Source organism: Rhizobium album (assembly GCF_003122325.1).
Taxonomy (GTDB): domain Bacteria; phylum Pseudomonadota; class Alphaproteobacteria; order Rhizobiales; family Rhizobiaceae; genus Metarhizobium; species Metarhizobium album.
Map to the genome: position 1 here is coordinate 60155 of NZ_QFBC01000007.1, position 18874 is coordinate 79028.

The following is an 18874-nucleotide window of genomic DNA, read 5'->3' on the forward strand; positions in this document are numbered from 1 at the left end:
CAACATGGCGAGAATTCTGGTAACCGGAGGCGCGGGCTTTCTGGGCGCGGCTCTCTGCGAAAAATTGCTGCGCCGCGGCGATAGCGTCGTCTGCCTCGATAATTTCTGGACCGGCAGGCCGGACAATCTCCGCAGGCTCGCCACGCATCCGCGCTTTGTTTTTTACGAACGCGACGTCTGTCGTCCCTTCGATATCGATGTAGACGAAATCTTCAATCTCGCCAGCCCCGCTTCGCCGCGGCACTATCAGGCGGATCCGGTCAACACGCTGAAAACCAATGTGCTCGGCGTTCTCAACATGCTCGAACTCGCCCGCCGCACCGGCGCGAAATTCCTGCAGGCCTCGACTTCGGAGGTTTACGGCAATCCGCACATCCATCCGCAGGCCGAACATTATTGCGGCAATGTCAGCCCCGTTGGCATCCGGGCCTGTTATGACGAGGGCAAACGCGCGGCGGAAACCGCAATATACGATTATCGTCGCCAATATGGCCTCAATGTCCGGGTGGCGAGGATCTTCAATACCTACGGGCCGGGCATGGATGTCGCAGATGGCCGCGTCGTTGCCAATTTCATCGTTCAGGCCTTGCGCGGCGGCGACATCACCATCTATGGCGACGGCCGGCAGACACGTTCCTTCTGCTACCGCGACGACCTGCTGGAGGGTCTTATGTGCCTGATGGACGCGCCGGATGACGTGACGTTTCCGGTCAACATCGGCAACCCGCAGGAATTCACCGTCCGGCAGCTGGCGGATCTGGTGCTGGAGGCGACCGGCTCTCGCTCGAACATGATCCATATGCCGCTGCCGAGCGACGATCCGTTGCAGCGCTGCCCCGATATCACGCTTGCCCGCACACGGCTGAACTGGGTGCCCCGCATCGCTTTGCGCGAAGGCCTGCGCCGAACCATCGGGTATTTGGAGGAACAGTTGAAGCCGGCGGCAGCGGCATGATTTTCCCAAACCAACGGGGCGAGCCTTGGGGGCAGATGTCATGAGTGTCGCGCTTGTCAGCGGCGCCGGCGGTCTCGTCGGATCGGAAATGGCGGAGTTCCTGGTCGCGCAGGGTATGGACGTGGTCGGCATAGACAATGACATGCGCGCCCATTTTTTCGGAGACGAAGCCTCCACCCGCTGGCGCATCGCGGAGATCGGCCAACGCCATCGACGGTTCCGGCATGAAACGATCGACATGCGCGATGCCGAGAGGCTGCAGCGGCTTTGTGCATCGCTGGGCAACAATCTTGGCGTCGTCGTGCATGCCGCCGCCCAGCCCTCGCACGATTGGGCCGCCCGCGAACCTTTCACCGATTTCGGCATCAATGCGGTCGGCACCCTGAACCTGCTGGAAGCGGTTCGCCGCCACGCGCCAAAAGCCGCCTTCGTGTTTCTGTCCACCAACAAGGTTTATGGCGACCGGCCCAACCAGCTACCGCTTGAGGAGAAAGAAACGCGCTGGGACATCCGTAGCGACCATGCGTTTTTCGCCCGCGGCATCGATGAAAGCATGAGCATCGACCAATGCACCCACAGCCTGTTCGGCGCCTCGAAACTGTCCGCCGACATCCTCGTGCAGGAATATGGGCGCTATTTCGGCATGAACACGGTATGTTTCCGCGGCGGTTGCCTGACGGGCGGCGGGCATTCCGGCTCGGAGCAGCATGGTTTTCTCGCCTATCTGATGAAATGTGCCGCGACGGGTAGCCCCTACCGGATCTTCGGCCACAAGGGAAAGCAGGTGCGCGACAACCTGCATGCGCGCGACCTGATCAAGGCGCTCTGGTGTTTCGTATCCGCTCCCAAACCCGGCCGCGTCTACAATATCGGCGGCGGCCGGCGGGCCAGTTGTTCGGTCGTGGAAGCGATTGCGCTCTGCGAGCAGATCACCGGCCGGCCGCTGAAAGCCTCCTACGAGGCTGAAAACCGGATCGGCGATCATATCTGGTGGATCAGCGACATCTCGGCTTTCTGCCGTGACTATCCCGATTTTCATTCCGATTACGACCTGGCCGCCATGCTGCGGGACATCTACGAGACCGGCCTGCCGCGCTGGACGAGGCAGGCATGATCGATCGCGGCAGGAAAAGCATTCTCGGCATCGGGATCAGCGTCATCGATTATGAGGGCGTGGTCACCGCCGTGATCGATGCGGCGCGGCGCCGCAGGCCACTCGGCGTTTCGGCGCTTGCCGTGCACGGCGTCATGACCGGCGCCCTCGATCCGGAGCAGAAATACCGGCTGAACGCCCTCGACATCCTCACGCCCGACGGCCAACCGGTGCGCTGGGCCCTGCGCCTGCTGCACGGGCACCGATTGCCGGATCGCGTTTACGGCCCGGAACTGGCGGCGCGCCTGTGCGCCGCTGCCGAACGGGAGGGACTGTCGGTCTACCTCTACGGCAGCCGGCAGTCGGTTGTGGATGCCTGGGCAGCGAATCTGCGGCGGGTACATCCCGACCTGCGCATCGCCGGCATCGCGCCGTCGAAATTCCGCGCGCTGACGGCGGAGGAAAACATCCGCATGGTGGAGCGGATCAGGGCATCGGGCGCCGATATGATTCTTGTCGGCCTCGGCTGTCCACGGCAGGAGGTCTATGTCTTCGAAAACCGGCAAGCGCTTGCCATGCCCTTGATCGCTGTCGGTGCCGCCTTCGATTTCCACGCCGGCCTGCTGCCGCAGGCGCCGAAATGGATGCAGGATCGCGGCCTGGAATGGGTCTTCCGGCTGTGGCAGGAGCCACGACGCCTGTGGCGGCGCTATCTTTATCTCAATCCACTCTATCTGTGGTTCGTGGCGCGACAGGGACTGGGCCTCGACAAGGCACGGCATGGAAACGCCAGGCAACCGGCTGCCGCGAAACGGTTCGGCTAGGCGGTGGCAGCGATGCGGCAACAGACCGGCGGTTTTTCCGTCATCATTCCCTGGCACCGCGGTTTCGACCGGCTGCGCCGCGCCGTCCTCAGTGTCGAGCGGCAAAACCATGCGGCATCCGAAATCATCATCATCTGCAATGGTCCCGCTTTCGCTGAAACGGATCGGGTTCGAAGACAATTCCGCGGCGACAAGGTGAAGGTCATCGGCCTGCCGGAAGCCAATGCCAATGCGGCCCGCAATGCCGGTATCCACGCGGCGACGGCCCGATATTGCGCTCTCCTCGATTGCGACGACGAATATCTGCCGGCAATGCTGGAGCAGGCCGCTGCCCATCTTGCGCGGTTTCCGCAGAGCATCGTTTCGATAGCCGGCCTTCGCCAGCGGGCCTCCGGCGCCCGTTGGGTTTTCCCACGACGGGCCATGAAAGCAGAGGAGGATGTTGCCTCCTTCTTCATGACCGACGGCAATTTCCTGCTCACTTCATCGCTGGCTATGCAAACCAGAACGGCCGCCGAATTGTTGTTCGACCCGGACATCGAAAAATTCCAGGATCTCGATTTCCTGATGCGGGCGGAGAAGCAGGGATATCGGATCGATGTCCTGCTGCAGCCGGGATACATCTATCACGACGAGGAGAAGGAAGGCCGTCTATCACATGATATCGATTTTTCCCGCCATGCGGCCTGGGCCGATCGAAACGTCCTTCTGACGCCGAAGGCGCGCGCCGCCTTTCTGGCCCGCGCCGTTGCCCAGCATGACCTGCCGGCCAACCTGTGCCGGAACCTGCTGTTGATGTGGCGGGGATACCGGATCGGGCACATTCCGTTGGTGCAAAGCATGGCCATGACCGCAAGGCACCTGCTGCCGCATCGGCTCAGGACGCCGCTCTTCGAGCTTTTTCTCGCCCACCTGCGGAGATGAGATGGAACCGCGAAAGGATTTTGGCTTTACTGGTCCATGGTTCTGCAGCGGTGCAGGCCTCCTTCCCGGCCATCGGGACCTGCCGGCGAGACGGCCGGAAACCCGCGATGCATCGCCATGAATGCATCGCGACTTTTCGAAACCGCCGTCGTCCTGGCCCTGATCGTCTCGACCGGCACCTTCGCACCGAGCCAGCAGACGCCGGCCGGCATGGCGACCGAAAGCGGTTTCCTCAACCAGTCGCTGCTGTTGTCCACCTTTGCAGCGGTCATCGGGCTCGGCCTGCTCGGGCGAGGGATCGCCTTTCGCGGCACGCTGTCGGAATGGCTGGTCGGCCTCATTCTCTTCTGGTCCGCACTTTCGGTTTTCTGGTCGGTTCGCCCGGAGGCAACGGCGGTGCGAAGCTTTGCATTGATGCTGACGGTGCTCGTCGCCGCCTTCGCCGTCCAGAATGTCGGCCGGCGCGGTTTCATCACCCTTGCCGGCCGCGCCATACTGATCGTGCTGGCGATCAATATCCTCGTGGTCTTTTTCCTGCCGCAGGTCGGCATTGCCGGCTTTCCGACAGAAGGCGCCTGGCGTGGCCTCTTCACCCAGAAGAACGTGCTCGGCCGCATCGCCCTGATCGGCCTCCTCATCGGCCTCTTCCGCGGATTTTCGCCGATCCGCCGCGAGCGGGTGGAAGGCGTAATGCTCCTGTCCTTGTCCGCCGCCGCTGTCATCGGAACCCGTTCGGCAACGGCCGTCATCGTCGTCATCCTCGCACTCGGACTTCTGGCACTGATCCTGATGTTGCGGTACGCCCGCATCGGCATCGGCGTCGCAACACTTGTCGTCTGCCTCAGCAGCATGCTCGCCGCCTCCGTTGCGCTGTTCTCCTTCGACGGCATGGCGATGGCTATCGGCAGAAGCACGACATTGTCGGGCCGGTTGCCGCTTTGGGACGAATTGCTGCGGATCGGCGGGGAAACACCCCTGCTCGGCAGGGGATACGGCGCCTTCTGGTCCTCGGGACACGAGAAGGTCCTCTCGCTCTGGAGCCGGCTGGGCTGGATGCCGGTGCAGGCGCATAACGGCTACATCGAAATTTTCCTGCAGCTCGGTGCCGTCGGGCTTCTCCTGGTCATGATGCTGCTCGCCGGTCTGGCCTGCTCGTCGTTTTTCCGCTTCATGCACGATGGCGACAGCAGCCGGCTGCTCGCCTTCATCCTTTCGGTGACGATTGCCGTACTGTCGCTGACCGAAGCGGTGCTGCTGGTGCAGAACAACATTTTCACCATCCTCTTCATCGCCTTGCTGCCCGGCATGCCCGCCGTTGCCGACAAACGCCTGCCGCTGCAGGAGGAAACGCTTGAAGATCCTGTTCCTGTATAAAAACCTGGCGCTCGGCGGCGTGCAGGCCCGCATCGCGCTGCTGTCCCAAGCCCTGGCGGCGCGTGGGCACGACGTTTTCGTCGCCACCTACGGCAAGCCGCAACCGGTAGCCTGCCCGCTCGATGCCGGTGTCACGCACCTGGATCCGGGCGGGAGAAGCCTCCCCCGGCGCCTGTGGCGGCTTCACGGGTATCTCGGGCGGCTCAAGCCGGATGTCGTCATCTCGGCGACGCCGCATGGCAACCTTCTGTCGCTCGGCCTGAAATTGCTCGGCCGACACCGGTTTTTCACCATCCTTTCGGAAGAGAGCGATCCGGTCGAGGAGGCCCGACATGCACACGGCATTCACAAGCTGCCGTTCCTTCTCACCTCTCAGCTTTATCCCCTGGCAGACCGGATCGTGGCTGTCTCGCAAGGCGTCCGCGACCAGCTTTGCAAACAGTCCGGGATGGCGCCGGAGCGGATTTCCGTGATCTACAATCCGATATACCGAAGCGATATCGAGATGCTTGCCGGCGAGGCGGTTTCCCACCGCTGGTTCGGCGGGAATTTCAAGGTGTTTCTCGCCGCCGGGCGTTTCGTCGAGCAAAAGAATTTAGCGCTTCTGCTCGACAGTTTTGCCCGCCTCCACACGCAGATGCCGCAGGCGCGGTTGATCCTGATCGGCGACGGGCCGCTTCGCCCGCGGCTGGAACGGCAGGTCCTGGCCCTCGGCATCGGCGGCGTCATCGACATGCCGGGTTTTCAGAAAAACCCCTTTGCCTGGTTCGCCAAGGCGGATGGCCTTGTGCTCAGCTCGCTCTGGGAGGGCTTTGGCAATGTGCTGGTCGAGGCGATGGCCTGCGGCTGTCCCGTCGTCTCCACGGACTGCCCCCATGGTCCGGCGGAGATCCTGATGGACGGAAAATACGGCCGCCTTGCCGCGAACGGCGATGCGCAACGCCTGTCCGTGGCGATGCTGGACACGCTGCGCGATCCCGCCGGGCGCGAAATGTTGCGGCAACGCGCCCAGGCCTTCGACGTCGAGACGGCGGCACAAGCCTATGCTGCATTGCTGCCGAAGATGGAGACGGAGCCGGCCACCCGTAGCTCTATCGGGCATAATAGGCCAGGTCGCCGCGGCTGCCCATCCGCTGCCGCCGATTGAGCACGGAGACCACGCCCGCCCCTGCCGGAGCATTTTTGCGCAGCATCGCCAGGCCACGCTTGGCAATGGTTTGCGGCGTGCTCGCCCACTTGATCACGAACACCACGACATCGGCATGGCGCGAAAGGCAGAGCGCATCGACAACCGGTTCGACCGGCGGCGTATCGAGGACGATGCAATCGAAATGTTGCCGCGCCAGCGCCAGCAGCCGCACCATCTTGTCGCTCGTCACCAGGCTGTCGGTGGGAATGTCGCTGCGCCGGCCGCCGAGCAAGACATGCAGACCCGACAACGGGTCACTGACCGCAAATTCCGAAGGGGTGACGGCCTGACGGTCGAGGCGCAGATAATCGAGAAAATCCTGGCGCGGTTCCCCGACATGCAGGTGTTTGCAGATGCTGGGCTTTCTAAGGTCGCAATCGATCAGCAAGGTCTTCTGCCCCGCAAGCGCGCAGGCCCGCCCAAGCGACAGCGCCACCGTCGATTTTCCCTCCCCCGCAAGCGCCGAGGTAACGAGCACGACCGCTCCGTTCCGGCCTGCGGGCTTCATGATCGCTGCGCCGCGCTCGGGCTCGATGTTCAGCCGCAGGCGCCGGATCGCCTCGCTGAACCGCGACAGCGGCGCAGCCACCATCAGGTCGGCAACACTCGGCTCCTCCCCGGCCTTTGCCGTCTTCCTTTCGGAAAGATCCTGGTGCGGCAGGACCGCGGTCAACGGCACCTTCAGCACCGCCTCGACCTGGTTTTCACTGGTAAAACCGCCGACGAAATATTCGCGCAATACCGCTGCGCCGATGGCAACCAGAAACGAGCAGGCCAGCGTCAGCCCAAGGCTCAGTGATGTGTCGGGGAAAACCGGGATGGTCGGCACAAGCGCCGCGGAGACGATGCGGCTGTCCGGCATCTGCAGGTCGGATTGTACGTCGAGTTCGCGCAGCTTCGCCAGGAGATTCTGGTATTGCGCCTGAACGATTTCTGCGGATTGCTGCATGCCGTAGAGTTCCGCAAGGCTTTCGGGCGGCAGATCGCTTTGCAGCGCATTCCGGCGAAGCTGCTGCCGCAGCGACCGGGCATGATCATCGAAATCGGCGACACGCTTCTTCAGGCCGCCGATTTCCGCTGCCGAATTGTCGCGCAGCATTGCGTCTAGGCCGGCCAGATCGTTGACCAGCCTGGCACGCGCCGGCGCATTCTCGGAGAGGCCGGCGACCTTCTGGGCGAGGCTTTCACGCTGCTTGTGCAGTTGCAGCAGGGCCGGCGTGCCGAGTTCGGCAACAAGGGCCGCCATATCCCCGGATGCGGCCAGCGTCGTCAGCGCGGCAAGGCGCTGCGACTGTCGCAACTGCTCCGTCCTGGCCTTTTCGAGGTCCTCCCGCAGGCGGGACAATTCCGGCTTGTCGGCCGCTTCCATGCGGTTGAAATAAACGTCGAACCGGCGTTCATTTTCGATCATGACGGCATTGAGGGCGGCGACGCGGCCATCGATCGTATCCCGTGCCGCGACGGTGGCCGCCACCTTTGCCGCGATCTGCCGGCGAATATAGGCTTCCGCCATGGCATTGGCGAGCGCCGCCGCCTTCTGCGGGTCCCGCGAGGTAACGCCAATCGAGATCAGATAGGTCAGGCCGTTGCGGCTGATGCTGACGGCCGAGCGCAAGCTGTCGACCGCCGCACTCAGCGTCTCCTCGGCCGTCGAAGGTGGCCGCGACAGGTGCAGGAGAGCAAGCAGGCGGTCTTTCCAACCCGTGCCGCGCCCGAATTCGTCGTCGGCAATCAGGCTGTGGTCGCGGATCACGTCGATCAGCACCTGATCGGAGCGGAGGATGCCGACCTCGCTTTCGACCCGTGCATTGTCCGCGCCGGAATTGCCATTTCCACGCTCCCGCGCCAGCAGATCCTTGCTCGTCGTATCGACCATCAGCAGCGCCGTCGCACTGTAGCGTGGCGTCAAAGTGTAGATGATACAGAGACTTACCGCCAGAATGATCGCCGCCGTGGTGAGGATCAGCTTCACCTGGCGTTGCAGCAGGCCGGTTATGCTCCTGAGATCGATTTCCGCGTCCATGGGGCGAGGCTTCCAATAATGCGTACAATTTTGAAAAACCCATAGTTGTATTGAAACGCATCCTTAACGAAAAAACAACCATATTCCGGCGGCCTAGAAAAATAACGCCCACCGACCGGCGGGAAGCCAGGCGATTCGTCGGGACAAGAACGGTGGGAGGAGGGTTGCGCGGTGGCGGGGATCAACGCTGTTTCGGTTGTTCCAGTGCGTGCAGGGCGGCGGCGCCCAGCATTTCCGCCTGTTCCTTCGTCGCAAACTGGCCCTGGACCGGATAGGTGATGCCACGGAATTTCAGCACGAATCCCCAGCGGCCGTTGCGCAGTTGCGCCACCGTTACGGTGGAGGCTGGTTTGTCGCTGGTGGTCATGCCTGTTCTCCTGCGAATGGTCCCCTGCTGCTCTAGCAGAGTGCCTTCATCTGTCAAAGGTCCCGAATGCGATCACGGTGCGGGAACGCAAGCGATCCCGTCGGCATCGGTGCCGCGATAAAGATCGTAGAGCATCGCCTCGTTGCCCTTGGCCCACCAGATGTAGCGCCCGCCGGCATATTTCGCCCCCGAGCCCGAAAGGACATTGGCAGCAACGACAAAATCGTCGCCGATGGTCAGCCGGGCGATGGAGACCGGCCCGGCATTGATGTACTCCGCATCGACGGTCTTGTCGCCGCAGGTATACCGAACGGTCTGCCGATCGACGCTTTCGGCGCCCGGCACGCGGATCGTCACATCGGCCTCCTGCGTCGGCGGCGTCAGGCGCAGCACGGACTCCGTTCCGTTCGACAGAAGGATGCTGCGGCCGTCCGCCTTCCAGATCAGCGCGCCGTTGAGCAGGCCAAGGAACTTGCCTTCCTGCTCCATGGCGGCGGGAGCGCACATCATCTTGGTCGCTGCCGGCGCACCGAAGGTGATCTTGTCCTGCTCCATCCGGAAAGCGCCGGAATACCGGTTGCAACCGGAAAAGCCCGAAAAGGTCCGGTCCGGCTTGATCTCGATCATCGCCGGCGGCGTCGGCGCCTTGGTGGCGAAATCGAGGATTTCCACCCGCCACTGACCGGTCAGTTCGAACGGAACCGGATCGGCCGCGATGGCGACGCCGGCAAGGAGGGGAAGGGTAGCGATGGAGAGGAGCAGTTTCAGCATGAAAGAATTCCTTGAGCCTTGACGCATCGGCTTCAGGCAAAACGTCGGTCGCTGATAACGGCCGATTGTGATTTGTTGAAGACGGCAGACGCTGGCAAGGCGATATACCATATCTGCTTGTTGTAGATGGCGATTCTGTATAGAGCCATGGACAAGGAAAAAAAACGGGAAAACGCCATGACAAGCGGTGCCGGCCGAAAACACCGTCTCTCCATTCTCGGCTCCACAGGTTCGATCGGTACCAACACCCTCGATGTCATCCGCCAGCTCGGCGGCCGCGATCGTTTCGATGTCCTGGCGCTGACTGGCAGCAGCAATATAACGCTGCTGGCCGAACAGGCGATCGCCTGCGGCGCGAAGCTCGCGGTCACCGCCGACGCGGGACAATATGCCGCGCTGAAAGATGCACTGGCGGGCAGCGGCATAGCCGTCGCCGCCGGCCCCTCCGGGCTTCTGGAAGCAGCCGGAATGGACGCCGAATGGGTGATGGCGGCCATCGTCGGCACGGCCGGCCTGGCGCCGACGCTTGCGGCGGCACGGCGCGGCGCCGATATCGCGCTCGCCAACAAGGAATGTCTGGTTTCGGCCGGCGCCCTTTTTGTCGAAACGATCGGCAAGGCCGGCGGCCGTCTCATCCCCGTCGACAGCGAACACAGCGCCATCTTCCAGGTCCTGGAGGAAGACCAGCGCCACGCCGTCGAACGCATCGTGCTGACTGCATCCGGCGGCCCCTTCCGCACCTGGACACGGGAGCAGATGGCCGACGTCACGGCGGAAAAGGCCCGGGCTCATCCCAACTGGTCGATGGGCCTGAAGATCTCCATCGGCAGCGCCTCGATGTTCAACAAGGCGCTGGAGATGATCGAGGCAAAACACCTCTTCAATGTCCGGCCGGAGCAGATCGAGGTGATCGTCCATCCGCAATCGATCATCCATTCGATGGTCGGTTATACCGACGGATCGGTACTTGCCCAGCTTGGCTGCCCGGACATGCGCACCGCCATCGGTTATGCCCTCACTTATCCGTTGCGATCGACCCTCAACGTCGACCGGCTCGATTTCGCCAAGCTGGCGCGGCTCGATTTCGAGGCCCCGGACGAAGTCCGTTTCCCCGCCCTGCGCCTCGCCCGGCTGGCGCTGACGCGGGACGGCCTGCAGGGTGCGATCATGAACGCGGCGGAAGAGACCGCCTTCCATGCCTTCGTCGCCGGCCGCATCGGTTTTCTCGACATGGCCGAGGTGGTCGAGACGGTGATGGACCAGATGGTGGATGTTGCTCCCGCCACGGCGATCGACGACGTGTTTGCCGCCGATGCGGAAGCCCGTGTCCGTGCCGCCGAGGTCATTACCGCCCGCTGAGCGACTTTCGTTTACCGCAACTTACAAATCACCCAAGAAAAATGCGGGCCGTGATGCCACGACCCGCACTGCATCCACAAATGCGGCGACCGCAATCAGGCGACGGCGCGGGCCAGCGCACAGCGCGCCCAGAGCTGATGCAACGAACCGACGAGATGTTCGAGATCGGCATCGGAATGCAGCGGCGTCGGGGTGATGCGCAGACGTTCGGTCTTGCGCGGAACCGTCGGATAGTTGATCGGCTGGACGTAGACGCCGAAGCTGTCGAGCAGGATATCCGAGATCCACTTGCACTTGGCGGCATCGCCGACCATGACCGGCACGATGTGGCTCGGATTGTCCATGTGCGGGATGCCGTTCTTGTCGAGCAGTGCGCGCAGGCGCCGGACGCGGTCCTGATGGCGGGCGCGTTCGAAGGGGCTGACCTTCAGGTGGCTGATCGAGGCGATGGCGCCGGCAGCGAGCGTCGGCGGCAGCGCCGTCGTGAAGATGAAGCCGGAAGCAAAGGAGCGAACGAAATCGCACAGCGCCGCGGAAGCCGCAATGTAACCGCCCATGACGCCGAACGCCTTGCCGAGCGTGCCTTCGATTACCGTCAGGCGATCCATCAGGCCTTCGCGCTCGGCAATGCCGCCGCCGCGCGGGCCGTACATGCCGACGGCATGGACTTCGTCGAGATAGGTCATCGCGCCGTACTTGTCGGCGAGATCGCAGATCTCCTTGATCGGCGCGATGTCACCATCCATCGAATAGACCGATTCGAAGGCGATCATTTTCGGCGCGTTCGGATCGGCCGCAGCCAGCTTGGCTTCGAGGTCGTTGAGATCGTTGTGCTTCCAGATCACGCGGTCGCATTTTGCATAACGGATGCCTTCGATCATCGAGGCATGGTTCAGCGCGTCGGAGAAGATGATCAGGCCGAGGATCTTCTGGCCGAGCGTACCCAGCGCCGCCCAGTTGGAAACATAACCGGATGTGAAGATCAGCGCAGATTCCTTGCCGTGCAGGTCGGCAAGCTCGCGCTCGAGCAGAACATGGTAGTGACTGGTGCCAGAGATATTCCGGGTGCCTCCCGCACCCGCGCCACAGTGGTCGATGGCGTCTTTCATCGCCTGGATCACCTTGGGATGCTGGCCCATGCCGAGATAATCGTTGGAACACCAGACTGTCACGTCCTTCTGTTCGCCGCCGGCATGGCGCGTCGCGCGCGGAAAATTGCCGCGATGCCGCTCGAGATCGGCGAACACGCGGTAACGGCCTTCCTTGTGAAGTTCGTCCAACTCGCCTTTGAAAAACGCTTCGAAATCCATGTGTCTGCTCCACAACTTTAGAACCGTTTTATGTCTGCCGGCTCCACCGTCAACCCCTTTGGCCGCCAATAGGCATTGTCTGCGGCAAAAGGCCCACTTTTTTGAATTATTCCAGAGAACCCCTAACCGATCGTCGTCGCCGGCAGTTTGATGCACGTCAAGTTTCCATGAAAAAGGACGGCCGCAGCCGCCCTTCTATTCGTTGAGATCGTTCGAAGCGGCAAATTGCCGTCAGCCGGCAGCAAGCACCGCCCGTTTGGCCATGACCTTGACCAGGTTGGCGCGATAGTCCGAATCACCGTGGATATCGGACAGCAGGCCGGAGGACGGGACGGCGATGCCGGACAGGGCATCGGCCGACCAGTTTCCGGCGAGCGCCGCCTCCATGTCCGCCTGGCGGAAAACGCCGTCGGCGCCGGCTCCCGTCACCGCCACCCGGACGCTGCCGCCGCGCCTGGCGACAAAGACGCCGGTCATGGCGTAACGCGAGGCCGGATTGCGGAACTTGGCGTAACCGGCCTTCTCAGGCAGATCGAAGGTGATCGCCGTCACCAGTTCGCCTGGCTCAAGTGCCGTTTCGAACAGGCCGGTGAAGAAGTCGTCGGCAGCGATCTCCCGCCGGTCGGTGACGATCGTCGCGCCAAGCGCCAGCGCCAGCGCCGGATAATCCGCCGCCGGATCGTTGTTGGCGATCGAACCGCCGATCGTACCCATGTGGCGCACATGCGGGTCGCCGATCAGGCCGGCGAGCACGGTGACGGCCGGGCAGGCCGACCGCAACGCGCTGGAGGCCGCCACCTCGGCATGCGGCGTCGCCGCGCCGATGCGCACGCGGCTGCCGTCGATGTGGATGCCCTTCATGTCGGCGACATGCCTGAGGTCGACAAGGGCGGCCGGGGCGGCAAGCCGCTGCTTCATGGTGGGGATGAGCGTCATCCCGCCGGAGACGTATTTCGCTTCGTCGGTTGCGGCGAGAAGCGCGGCGGCCTCGCTGATCGAGGAAGGACGATGGTAACTGGTCGCGTACATGGTCTTCCTCCCTCAGTGAGCCGATTGCAACGCCTTCCACACCTTCTGCGGCGTGGCGGGCATCGTCAGTGCATTGGTGCCGATGGCATCGGTGATCGCATTGATCAGCGCCGGCGGCGAACCGATGGCGCCGGCCTCGCCGCACCCCTTGATGCCGAGCGGATTGCCCGGGCATGGGGTGTTCTGGTGCGACAGTTTAAACGACGGCAGGTCGTCGGCGCGCGGCATGGCGTAATCCATGAAGCTCGCGGTCAGAAGCTGGCCGTTCTCGTCGTAATGCACGCCTTCGAGCAGCGCCTGGCCGATGCCCTGGGCGATGCCGCCATGCACCTGGCCTTCGACGATCATCGGATTGATGATGTTGCCGAAATCGTCGGCCGCGACGAATTGCACGATGTCCGTCGTGCCGGTATCCGGATCGATCTCGACTTCGGCAATGTAGCAGCCGGCGGGGAAGGTGAAGTTGGACGGATCGTAGAACGCGCCCTCCTTCAGGCCCGGCTCCATGCCGGACGGCAGGTTGTGGGCGGTATAGGCGGCAAGCGCCACCTGGAACCACGGCAAGGCCTTGTCCGTGCCGGCAACCTTCAGTTCGCCGTTCTCAAGAACGATGTCGCTCTCGTCGGCCTCCATCAGGTGTGCGGCAATCTTCTTTGCCTTGGCTTCCACCTTGTCGAGCGCCTTGACGATCGCCGACATGCCGACGGCACCGGAGCGCGAGCCGTAGGTGCCCATGCCCATCTGCACCTTGTCGGTGTCGCCATGGACAATGTTGACATTGTCGATCGGCACGCCGAGCCGTTCGGCGACAAGCTGCGCGAAGGTGGTCTCGTGGCCCTGGCCGTGGCTGTGCGAACCGGTCAGCACCTCGACGGTGCCGACGGCGTTCACCCGCACCTCGGCCGATTCCCACAGGCCGACGCCGGCGCCGAGCGACCCGACCGCCGCCGACGGCGCGATGCCGCAGGCCTCGATGTAGCAGCTCATGCCGATGCCGCGCTTCTTGCCGCGGCCGGCGGCCTCCGCCTTGCGGGCGGCAAAACCGTTCCAGTCGGCGGCTGCCATGGCGGCATTCAGCGACGCCTCGTAGTCGCCGGCGTCATAATTCATGATGACCGGCGTCTGGTGGGGAAACTCGCGGATGAAGTTGATGCGCCGCAGTTCGGCCGGTGAAACACCCAGTTCGCGGGCCGCCGTCTCGACCGTCCGTTCCAGAAGGAAGGTTGCTTCCGGCCGGCCGGCGCCACGATAGGCGTCCACCGGTGCGGTATTGGTATAGACGGTGCGGACATTGGCGTGGATTGCCGGAATGGCATACTGGCCGGAAAGCAGCGTCGCGTAGAGATAGGTCGGCACCGAAGAGGAAAACAGCGACATGTAGGCGCCGAGATTGGCGACCGTATCGACCTTGAGCGCCGTGATGCGGTTGTCGGCATCGAAAGCCATCTTCACCTGCGAGACATGGTCACGGCCATGGGCATCGGTCAGGAAGGCCTCGGTGCGGTCCGAGGTCCATTTTACCGGCACGCCGGTTTTCTTCGAAGCCCACAGACAGACGACCTCTTCCGGATAGATGAAAATCTTCGAGCCGAAGCCGCCGCCGACATCGGGAGCGATGACACGCAGCTTGTTTTCCGGCGCGACATTGTAGAAGGCGCTCATGACGAGGCGGGCGACGTGCGGGTTCTGGCTCGTCGTGTAGCAGGTGAAATGATCCTCCGCCCCGTCATAGATGCCGAGCGTGGCGCGCGGCTCCATCGGATTGGGAGCGAGGCGGTTGTTGTGGATCTCGATCGTGGTGACATGCGCCGCCTCGGCGATCGCCTTGTCGGTCGACGAGGCGTCACCGATCTGCCAGTCGAAGATCAGGTTGTTTGCGGCCTCCGGATGAAGCTGCGGCGCGCCGTCCTTCAGCGCATCGACGGCTTCGACCACGGCATCCAGCGGCTGGTAGTCGACGACGACGGCTTCCGCCGCATCGCGGGCCTCGCCGAGCGTATCGGCAACAACGATGGCGACCGCGTCGCCGACATAACGCACCGTATCGGCGGCCAGCGGGCGCCAGGCGCCCATCTTCATCGGCGAACCGTCCTTGGAATGGATCATCCAGCCGCAGATGAGATTGCCGATGCCGTCGGCCAGAAGTTGCTTGCCGTCGAGAATGCCGATAACGCCGGGCATCGCCTGGGCGGCGGCCGTGTCGATCGACAGGATCCGGGCGTGAGCGTGCGGACTGCGAATGAAATAGGCATATTTCATGCCGGGAACGACCATATCGTCCGTATACCGGCCCTTGCCGGTCAGGAAGCGCTTGTCTTCCTTGCGCGTAACGCGCGCACCAATTCCCTCAATACCCATTGAATATCCTCCAGGGTGATCAGGCTTGGCATGCCACGGATGTGCAAAATCGGACCGAGGCGATGCGTCAGCCAGTCGTCTCGCGAATTATTCGGCAGCTTGCCGGCCGGCGGACATCTCCGCGTCGGCGGCCAGGACAGCCTTGACGATGTTGTGGTAGCCGGTGCAACGACAGATATTGCCTTCGAGCTCGGCGCGAACGGTGGCTTCATCGAGATTGCCACCGTGGCGGTTGATCATGTCGACCGCCGTCATCACCATGCCGGGGGTACAGAAACCGCATTGCAGGCCGTGATGTTCCTTGAAGGCAGCCTGGACAGGATGCAGCTCGCCCTGGCCGGCCAGCCCTTCGATGGTCGTGACGGTGGAGCCGGAAGCCTGCACCGCCAGGATGGAACAGCTCTTCACGGAATGACCGTCCATATGCACCACGCAGGCACCGCATTGCGAGGTATCGCATCCCACATGCGTTCCCGTCAGCCCCAGCTTTTCACGGATGAAATGCACGAGAAGCGTGCGCTCCTCGCACTCTCCGCTCACTGTCCGGCCATTCACCGTCAATGTCACTTTCGCCATCTTGTTCCTCCTCGTGCCTCTCCCGGACACCGGCAGCATCATTTGTCTTTTTTCCAGCGTGATCAATCGCTAGTTTTCGCACGGCGCACTTTTTTGCGGCTGCAACTGTCGCAATACTGCGCAACCGGCGTGACACGACACACAGGCTGGAAAGGAACAGCAAAAAAATCCTTTGCGACCAGTAGACTTCCGTATTTTCAAGTCTATCTTCGCCGGTAAGCGTTGCCGTCCATCGGCAGAGCTGCGTGGTGACGGTCACCGGCGCGCGCAGATCGGAACGCCGGTCATTAACTGTGGAGAGAGTTTCATGAAGAAGGCCATCGTGCTTCTGTTGGTTGGTCTGGCGGCTGCAAGCTGCACCCAGACTGAAAAGGGTGCCGGCATCGGCGCTGTTTCCGGTGCGATCATCGGTGGCGCAGTCACCGGCAACGTCCGTGGCGCAGCTGTTGGCGCAGCGATCGGTGGTGTCTCCGGCGCCGTCATCGGCAGCGTCGCCGATCAGCCCGGTCAGTGCTACTACCGTGACCGTTACGGCCGTCGCTACATCGACGATTGCCCGCGCGGCGGCTACTGATCGGTCGGTTCCATCATCTCAGCTCGATTTCGAAGTCCCGGGACATTCCCGGGGCTTTTCTTTTTCGGCGCATGTTTTGGGTCGGGCAGTTAAAAGAGGTACACCTTGCGGATTTTTAAGGTTAATGTCCGCGTTAACGACGGATCAAGGCTTTGGCTGTCATAATGGGCTTGAAACAAAAAACCGAGTATGTCGAAAACCCTGTGTAAGCCGAAAGAGAGTATTGCGTATCGGAGAGCCGGCACCGTCGTCACGGTTGCAGCAAGCGCCCTGCTGTGCCCGGTCTTCGCAACCGAAGCCCATGCCTTCAAGCTGTTCGGCATCACGCTCTGGGGCGAAGAAGAGCAGGCGGTCGACGTCATCGACCCGGTCAGATATTCCGTCACCTTGAATGCCGGGGCGGCCGACGACGCGCTGAAGACCGCGCTGGAAAACGCCTCCCATCTCGTCCAGGACAAGGACAAGCCGGTTTCCGGCGAACTTGGCCTGGTCATAAAGGCACGCGACGACCGCGACCGCCTGATCGCCACGCTCTACGAAAAATCCCGCTACGGCGGCGTTGTCACCGTCCTCGTCGATGGCACCGACATCGACCAGCTGCCGCCGACGCCGGTCTTCGACCAGTCGCGGCCGATACCGGTGACAGTGGAGATCAAGCCTGGCCCGGCCTTTAAGCTCGGCGACATCCGTTTCGAAGGCGATGCGCTCGGCCGCAACCCTGCCGATTACGGCCTGGTTCCGGGCGGCGACGCCAGTTCGCTGACCATTCTCAAGGCGGGCGACCGTATTGTCGAGGATTTGAAGAACGAGGGGCGCCCACTCGCCAGGCTCGACAATCGCAGCGTCGTTGCCGATCATGAAACGAGCGAGGTCGATGTGGTGCTGACGGCAAGCGGCGGTCCCGTGGCACCGGTCGGCAATGTCGGCGTCAAAGGCCAGAAGAGCGTCGATCCGGAATTCATCCGCACCTATTCGCGCATCAACGAGGGCCGGCCCTACAATCCGGAAAACCTGAAGAAGGCCGGCGAGCGGCTGCGCCAGCTCGGCGTCTTTTCCAGCGTCACGGTGCGCGAGGGCGACGCGCTGGCGCCCGACGGCACGATCCCGGTCAATATCACCGTTGCCGAAGGCAAGCACCGCTACTTCGGGGTTGGGGCGCAATATTCCACCATCGACGGTTTCGGCCTGCAGGGATATTGGGGCCATCGCAACCTGTTCGGCCGGGCGGAATCGCTGCGTCTCGAGGCGGCCGTCTCGCGCATCGGCGAGGCCTCCGATTACCAGAAGATGGATTATTCCGCCGGCATCATCTTCAGCAAGCCGGGCTTTATCCTGCCGCCGGCGACGCTCAATGCCAGCATCAAGGCGAAGACGGAGCATCCCGATTCCTATCTCGCCAACACCGTGACGGCGGCGACCGGCATCTCTTACGAGCTTTCCGACCAGGACACGGCTTCCGCCGGTGTCGAGCTCAGCTATTCCGACACCGAGGACGCCTTCGGCGACAACGAATACCTGACCTTCTCGCTGCCGCTCGAATATGCGCGCGACGCCCGCGACAACAAGCTCGACCCGACAGAAGGTTATCGCGCCACACTGGCGGCAAAGCCCAGCTACGAAATCTTCGGCAGCACCTTCTTCTCGTCCTTCGAGGGGTCGGTATCCGGCTATCAATCGCTCGGCGCCGAAGATCGCGTGGTGTTCGCCGGCAAGGCGTCGCTCGGCACGCTGGTGGGCGCCGGCAATCTTGAAGACATCCCGGCGACGCGGCGTTTCTATGCCGGCGGCGGCGGTTCGGTGCGCGGTTACGCCTATCAGGAGATCAGCCCCTACGACGCCAAGGGCGACGCGACAGGCGGGCGCTCCTACGCCGTGGTCTCCGCCGAGGCGCGGGTGAAAATCACCGATTCGATCGGCCTGGTTCCGTTCGTCGACGCCGGCACGGTTTCGGAAAAGATGTTTCCGGATTTTTCGGATGTGCGCATCGGCGCCGGCCTCGGCATCCGCTATGCCACGCCGTTCGGGCCGATCCGGCTCGATGTCGCCGTGCCGCTCAATCGATATGACGGGGGCAGCAGTTACGGGATCTACGCCGGCATCGGCCAGGCTTTCTGATTCGCCCGACCTCAAAGCAAGCGCAAACTTCGG

General features: G+C 62.8%; 16 protein-coding genes. 9 read left to right on the forward strand and 7 right to left on the reverse strand.

Features of this window, described 5'->3' with window-relative positions; all coding sequences use genetic code 11:
- Positions 1-4: 4 nt before the first annotated feature.
- The 6 genes from DEM27_RS16540 to DEM27_RS16565 all read left to right on the forward strand — a co-directional run bounded on the left by DEM27_RS16540 (position 5) and on the right by DEM27_RS16565 (position 6317).
- Positions 5-955 carry a UDP-glucuronic acid decarboxylase family protein gene (locus DEM27_RS16540; RefSeq protein WP_109459354.1) on the forward strand — a complete coding sequence of 317 codons (951 nt, stop codon included), beginning with the start codon at positions 5-7 and terminating at the stop codon, positions 953-955.
- A gap of 40 nt (positions 956-995) precedes the next feature.
- Positions 996-2069, forward strand: coding sequence for an NAD-dependent epimerase/dehydratase family protein (locus tag DEM27_RS16545; protein WP_109459355.1), 1074 nt, complete (start codon positions 996-998; stop codon positions 2067-2069).
- A complete protein-coding gene (locus DEM27_RS16550) occupies positions 2066-2872 on the forward strand; it encodes a WecB/TagA/CpsF family glycosyltransferase (RefSeq protein ID WP_109459356.1) in 807 nt (268 codons plus the stop codon). Before DEM27_RS16545 ends, DEM27_RS16550 begins: the two co-directional genes overlap by 4 nt.
- Before the next feature lie 12 nt (positions 2873-2884).
- A complete protein-coding gene (locus DEM27_RS16555; RefSeq protein WP_109459357.1) occupies positions 2885-3796 on the forward strand; it encodes a glycosyltransferase family 2 protein in 912 nt (303 codons plus the stop codon).
- A gap of 117 nt (positions 3797-3913) precedes the next feature.
- Entirely contained in the window at positions 3914-5170 is a 1257-nt protein-coding gene (locus DEM27_RS16560) for an O-antigen ligase family protein (protein WP_165823461.1), read from the forward strand.
- Positions 5148-6317, forward strand: coding sequence for a glycosyltransferase (locus tag DEM27_RS16565; protein ID WP_165823462.1), 1170 nt, complete (start codon positions 5148-5150; stop codon positions 6315-6317). Before DEM27_RS16560 ends, DEM27_RS16565 begins: the two co-directional genes overlap by 23 nt.
- Here the strand turns inward: DEM27_RS16565 and DEM27_RS16570 are convergent.
- The 3 genes from DEM27_RS16570 to DEM27_RS34625 all read right to left on the reverse strand — a co-directional run bounded on the left by DEM27_RS16570 (position 6262) and on the right by DEM27_RS34625 (position 9520).
- Positions 6262-8382 (reverse strand): GumC family protein, encoded by a 2121-nt coding sequence (locus tag DEM27_RS16570; protein ID WP_109459360.1) that lies wholly within the window; start codon positions 8380-8382, stop codon positions 6262-6264. The two genes, DEM27_RS16565 and DEM27_RS16570, sit on opposite strands and share 56 nt — an antisense overlap.
- Before the next feature lie 181 nt (positions 8383-8563).
- Entirely contained in the window at positions 8564-8749 is a 186-nt protein-coding gene (locus tag DEM27_RS16575; RefSeq protein ID WP_109459361.1) for a hypothetical protein, read from the reverse strand.
- Positions 8750-8821: 72 nt separating this feature from the next.
- Positions 8822-9520 carry an META domain-containing protein gene (locus tag DEM27_RS34625; protein ID WP_245445890.1) on the reverse strand — a complete coding sequence of 233 codons (699 nt, stop codon included), beginning with the start codon at positions 9518-9520 and terminating at the stop codon, positions 8822-8824.
- 177 nt (positions 9521-9697) lie between these two features.
- Between DEM27_RS34625 and dxr the strand changes: the two genes are divergently transcribed.
- Positions 9698-10879 (forward strand): 1-deoxy-D-xylulose-5-phosphate reductoisomerase, encoded by a 1182-nt coding sequence (dxr, locus tag DEM27_RS16585; protein ID WP_109459555.1) that lies wholly within the window; start codon positions 9698-9700, stop codon positions 10877-10879.
- 95 nt (positions 10880-10974) lie between these two features.
- On the opposite strand, the gene hemA is transcribed toward dxr, so the two are convergent.
- From hemA to DEM27_RS16605, 4 genes are all read right to left on the reverse strand, one after another.
- Positions 10975-12189, reverse strand: a complete 1215-nt coding sequence (gene hemA / locus DEM27_RS16590) for a 5-aminolevulinate synthase (RefSeq protein ID WP_109459362.1) — start codon at positions 12187-12189, stop codon at positions 10975-10977.
- Between the two features lie 231 nt (positions 12190-12420).
- Positions 12421-13218 (reverse strand): FAD binding domain-containing protein, encoded by a 798-nt coding sequence (locus DEM27_RS16595; protein WP_109459363.1) that lies wholly within the window; start codon positions 13216-13218, stop codon positions 12421-12423.
- A gap of 12 nt (positions 13219-13230) precedes the next feature.
- Positions 13231-15576, reverse strand: coding sequence for a xanthine dehydrogenase family protein molybdopterin-binding subunit (locus DEM27_RS16600; RefSeq protein WP_109459364.1), 2346 nt, complete (start codon positions 15574-15576; stop codon positions 13231-13233).
- Positions 15577-15663: 87 nt separating this feature from the next.
- Positions 15664-16152, reverse strand: coding sequence for a (2Fe-2S)-binding protein (locus tag DEM27_RS16605; protein ID WP_109459365.1), 489 nt, complete (start codon positions 16150-16152; stop codon positions 15664-15666).
- A gap of 307 nt (positions 16153-16459) precedes the next feature.
- Here DEM27_RS16605 and DEM27_RS16610 point away from each other — a divergent pair, with 307 nt between their 5' ends.
- Together DEM27_RS16610 and DEM27_RS16615 are read left to right on the forward strand one after the other, a co-directional pair.
- On the forward strand, positions 16460-16726 hold the full coding sequence (locus DEM27_RS16610) for a YMGG-like glycine zipper-containing protein (RefSeq protein WP_109459366.1): 267 nt from the start codon (positions 16460-16462) through the stop codon (positions 16724-16726).
- Between the two features lie 189 nt (positions 16727-16915).
- Positions 16916-18841, forward strand: coding sequence for an autotransporter assembly complex protein TamA (locus DEM27_RS16615; protein WP_109459367.1), 1926 nt, complete (start codon positions 16916-16918; stop codon positions 18839-18841).
- Positions 18842-18874: the final 33 nt, after the last annotated feature.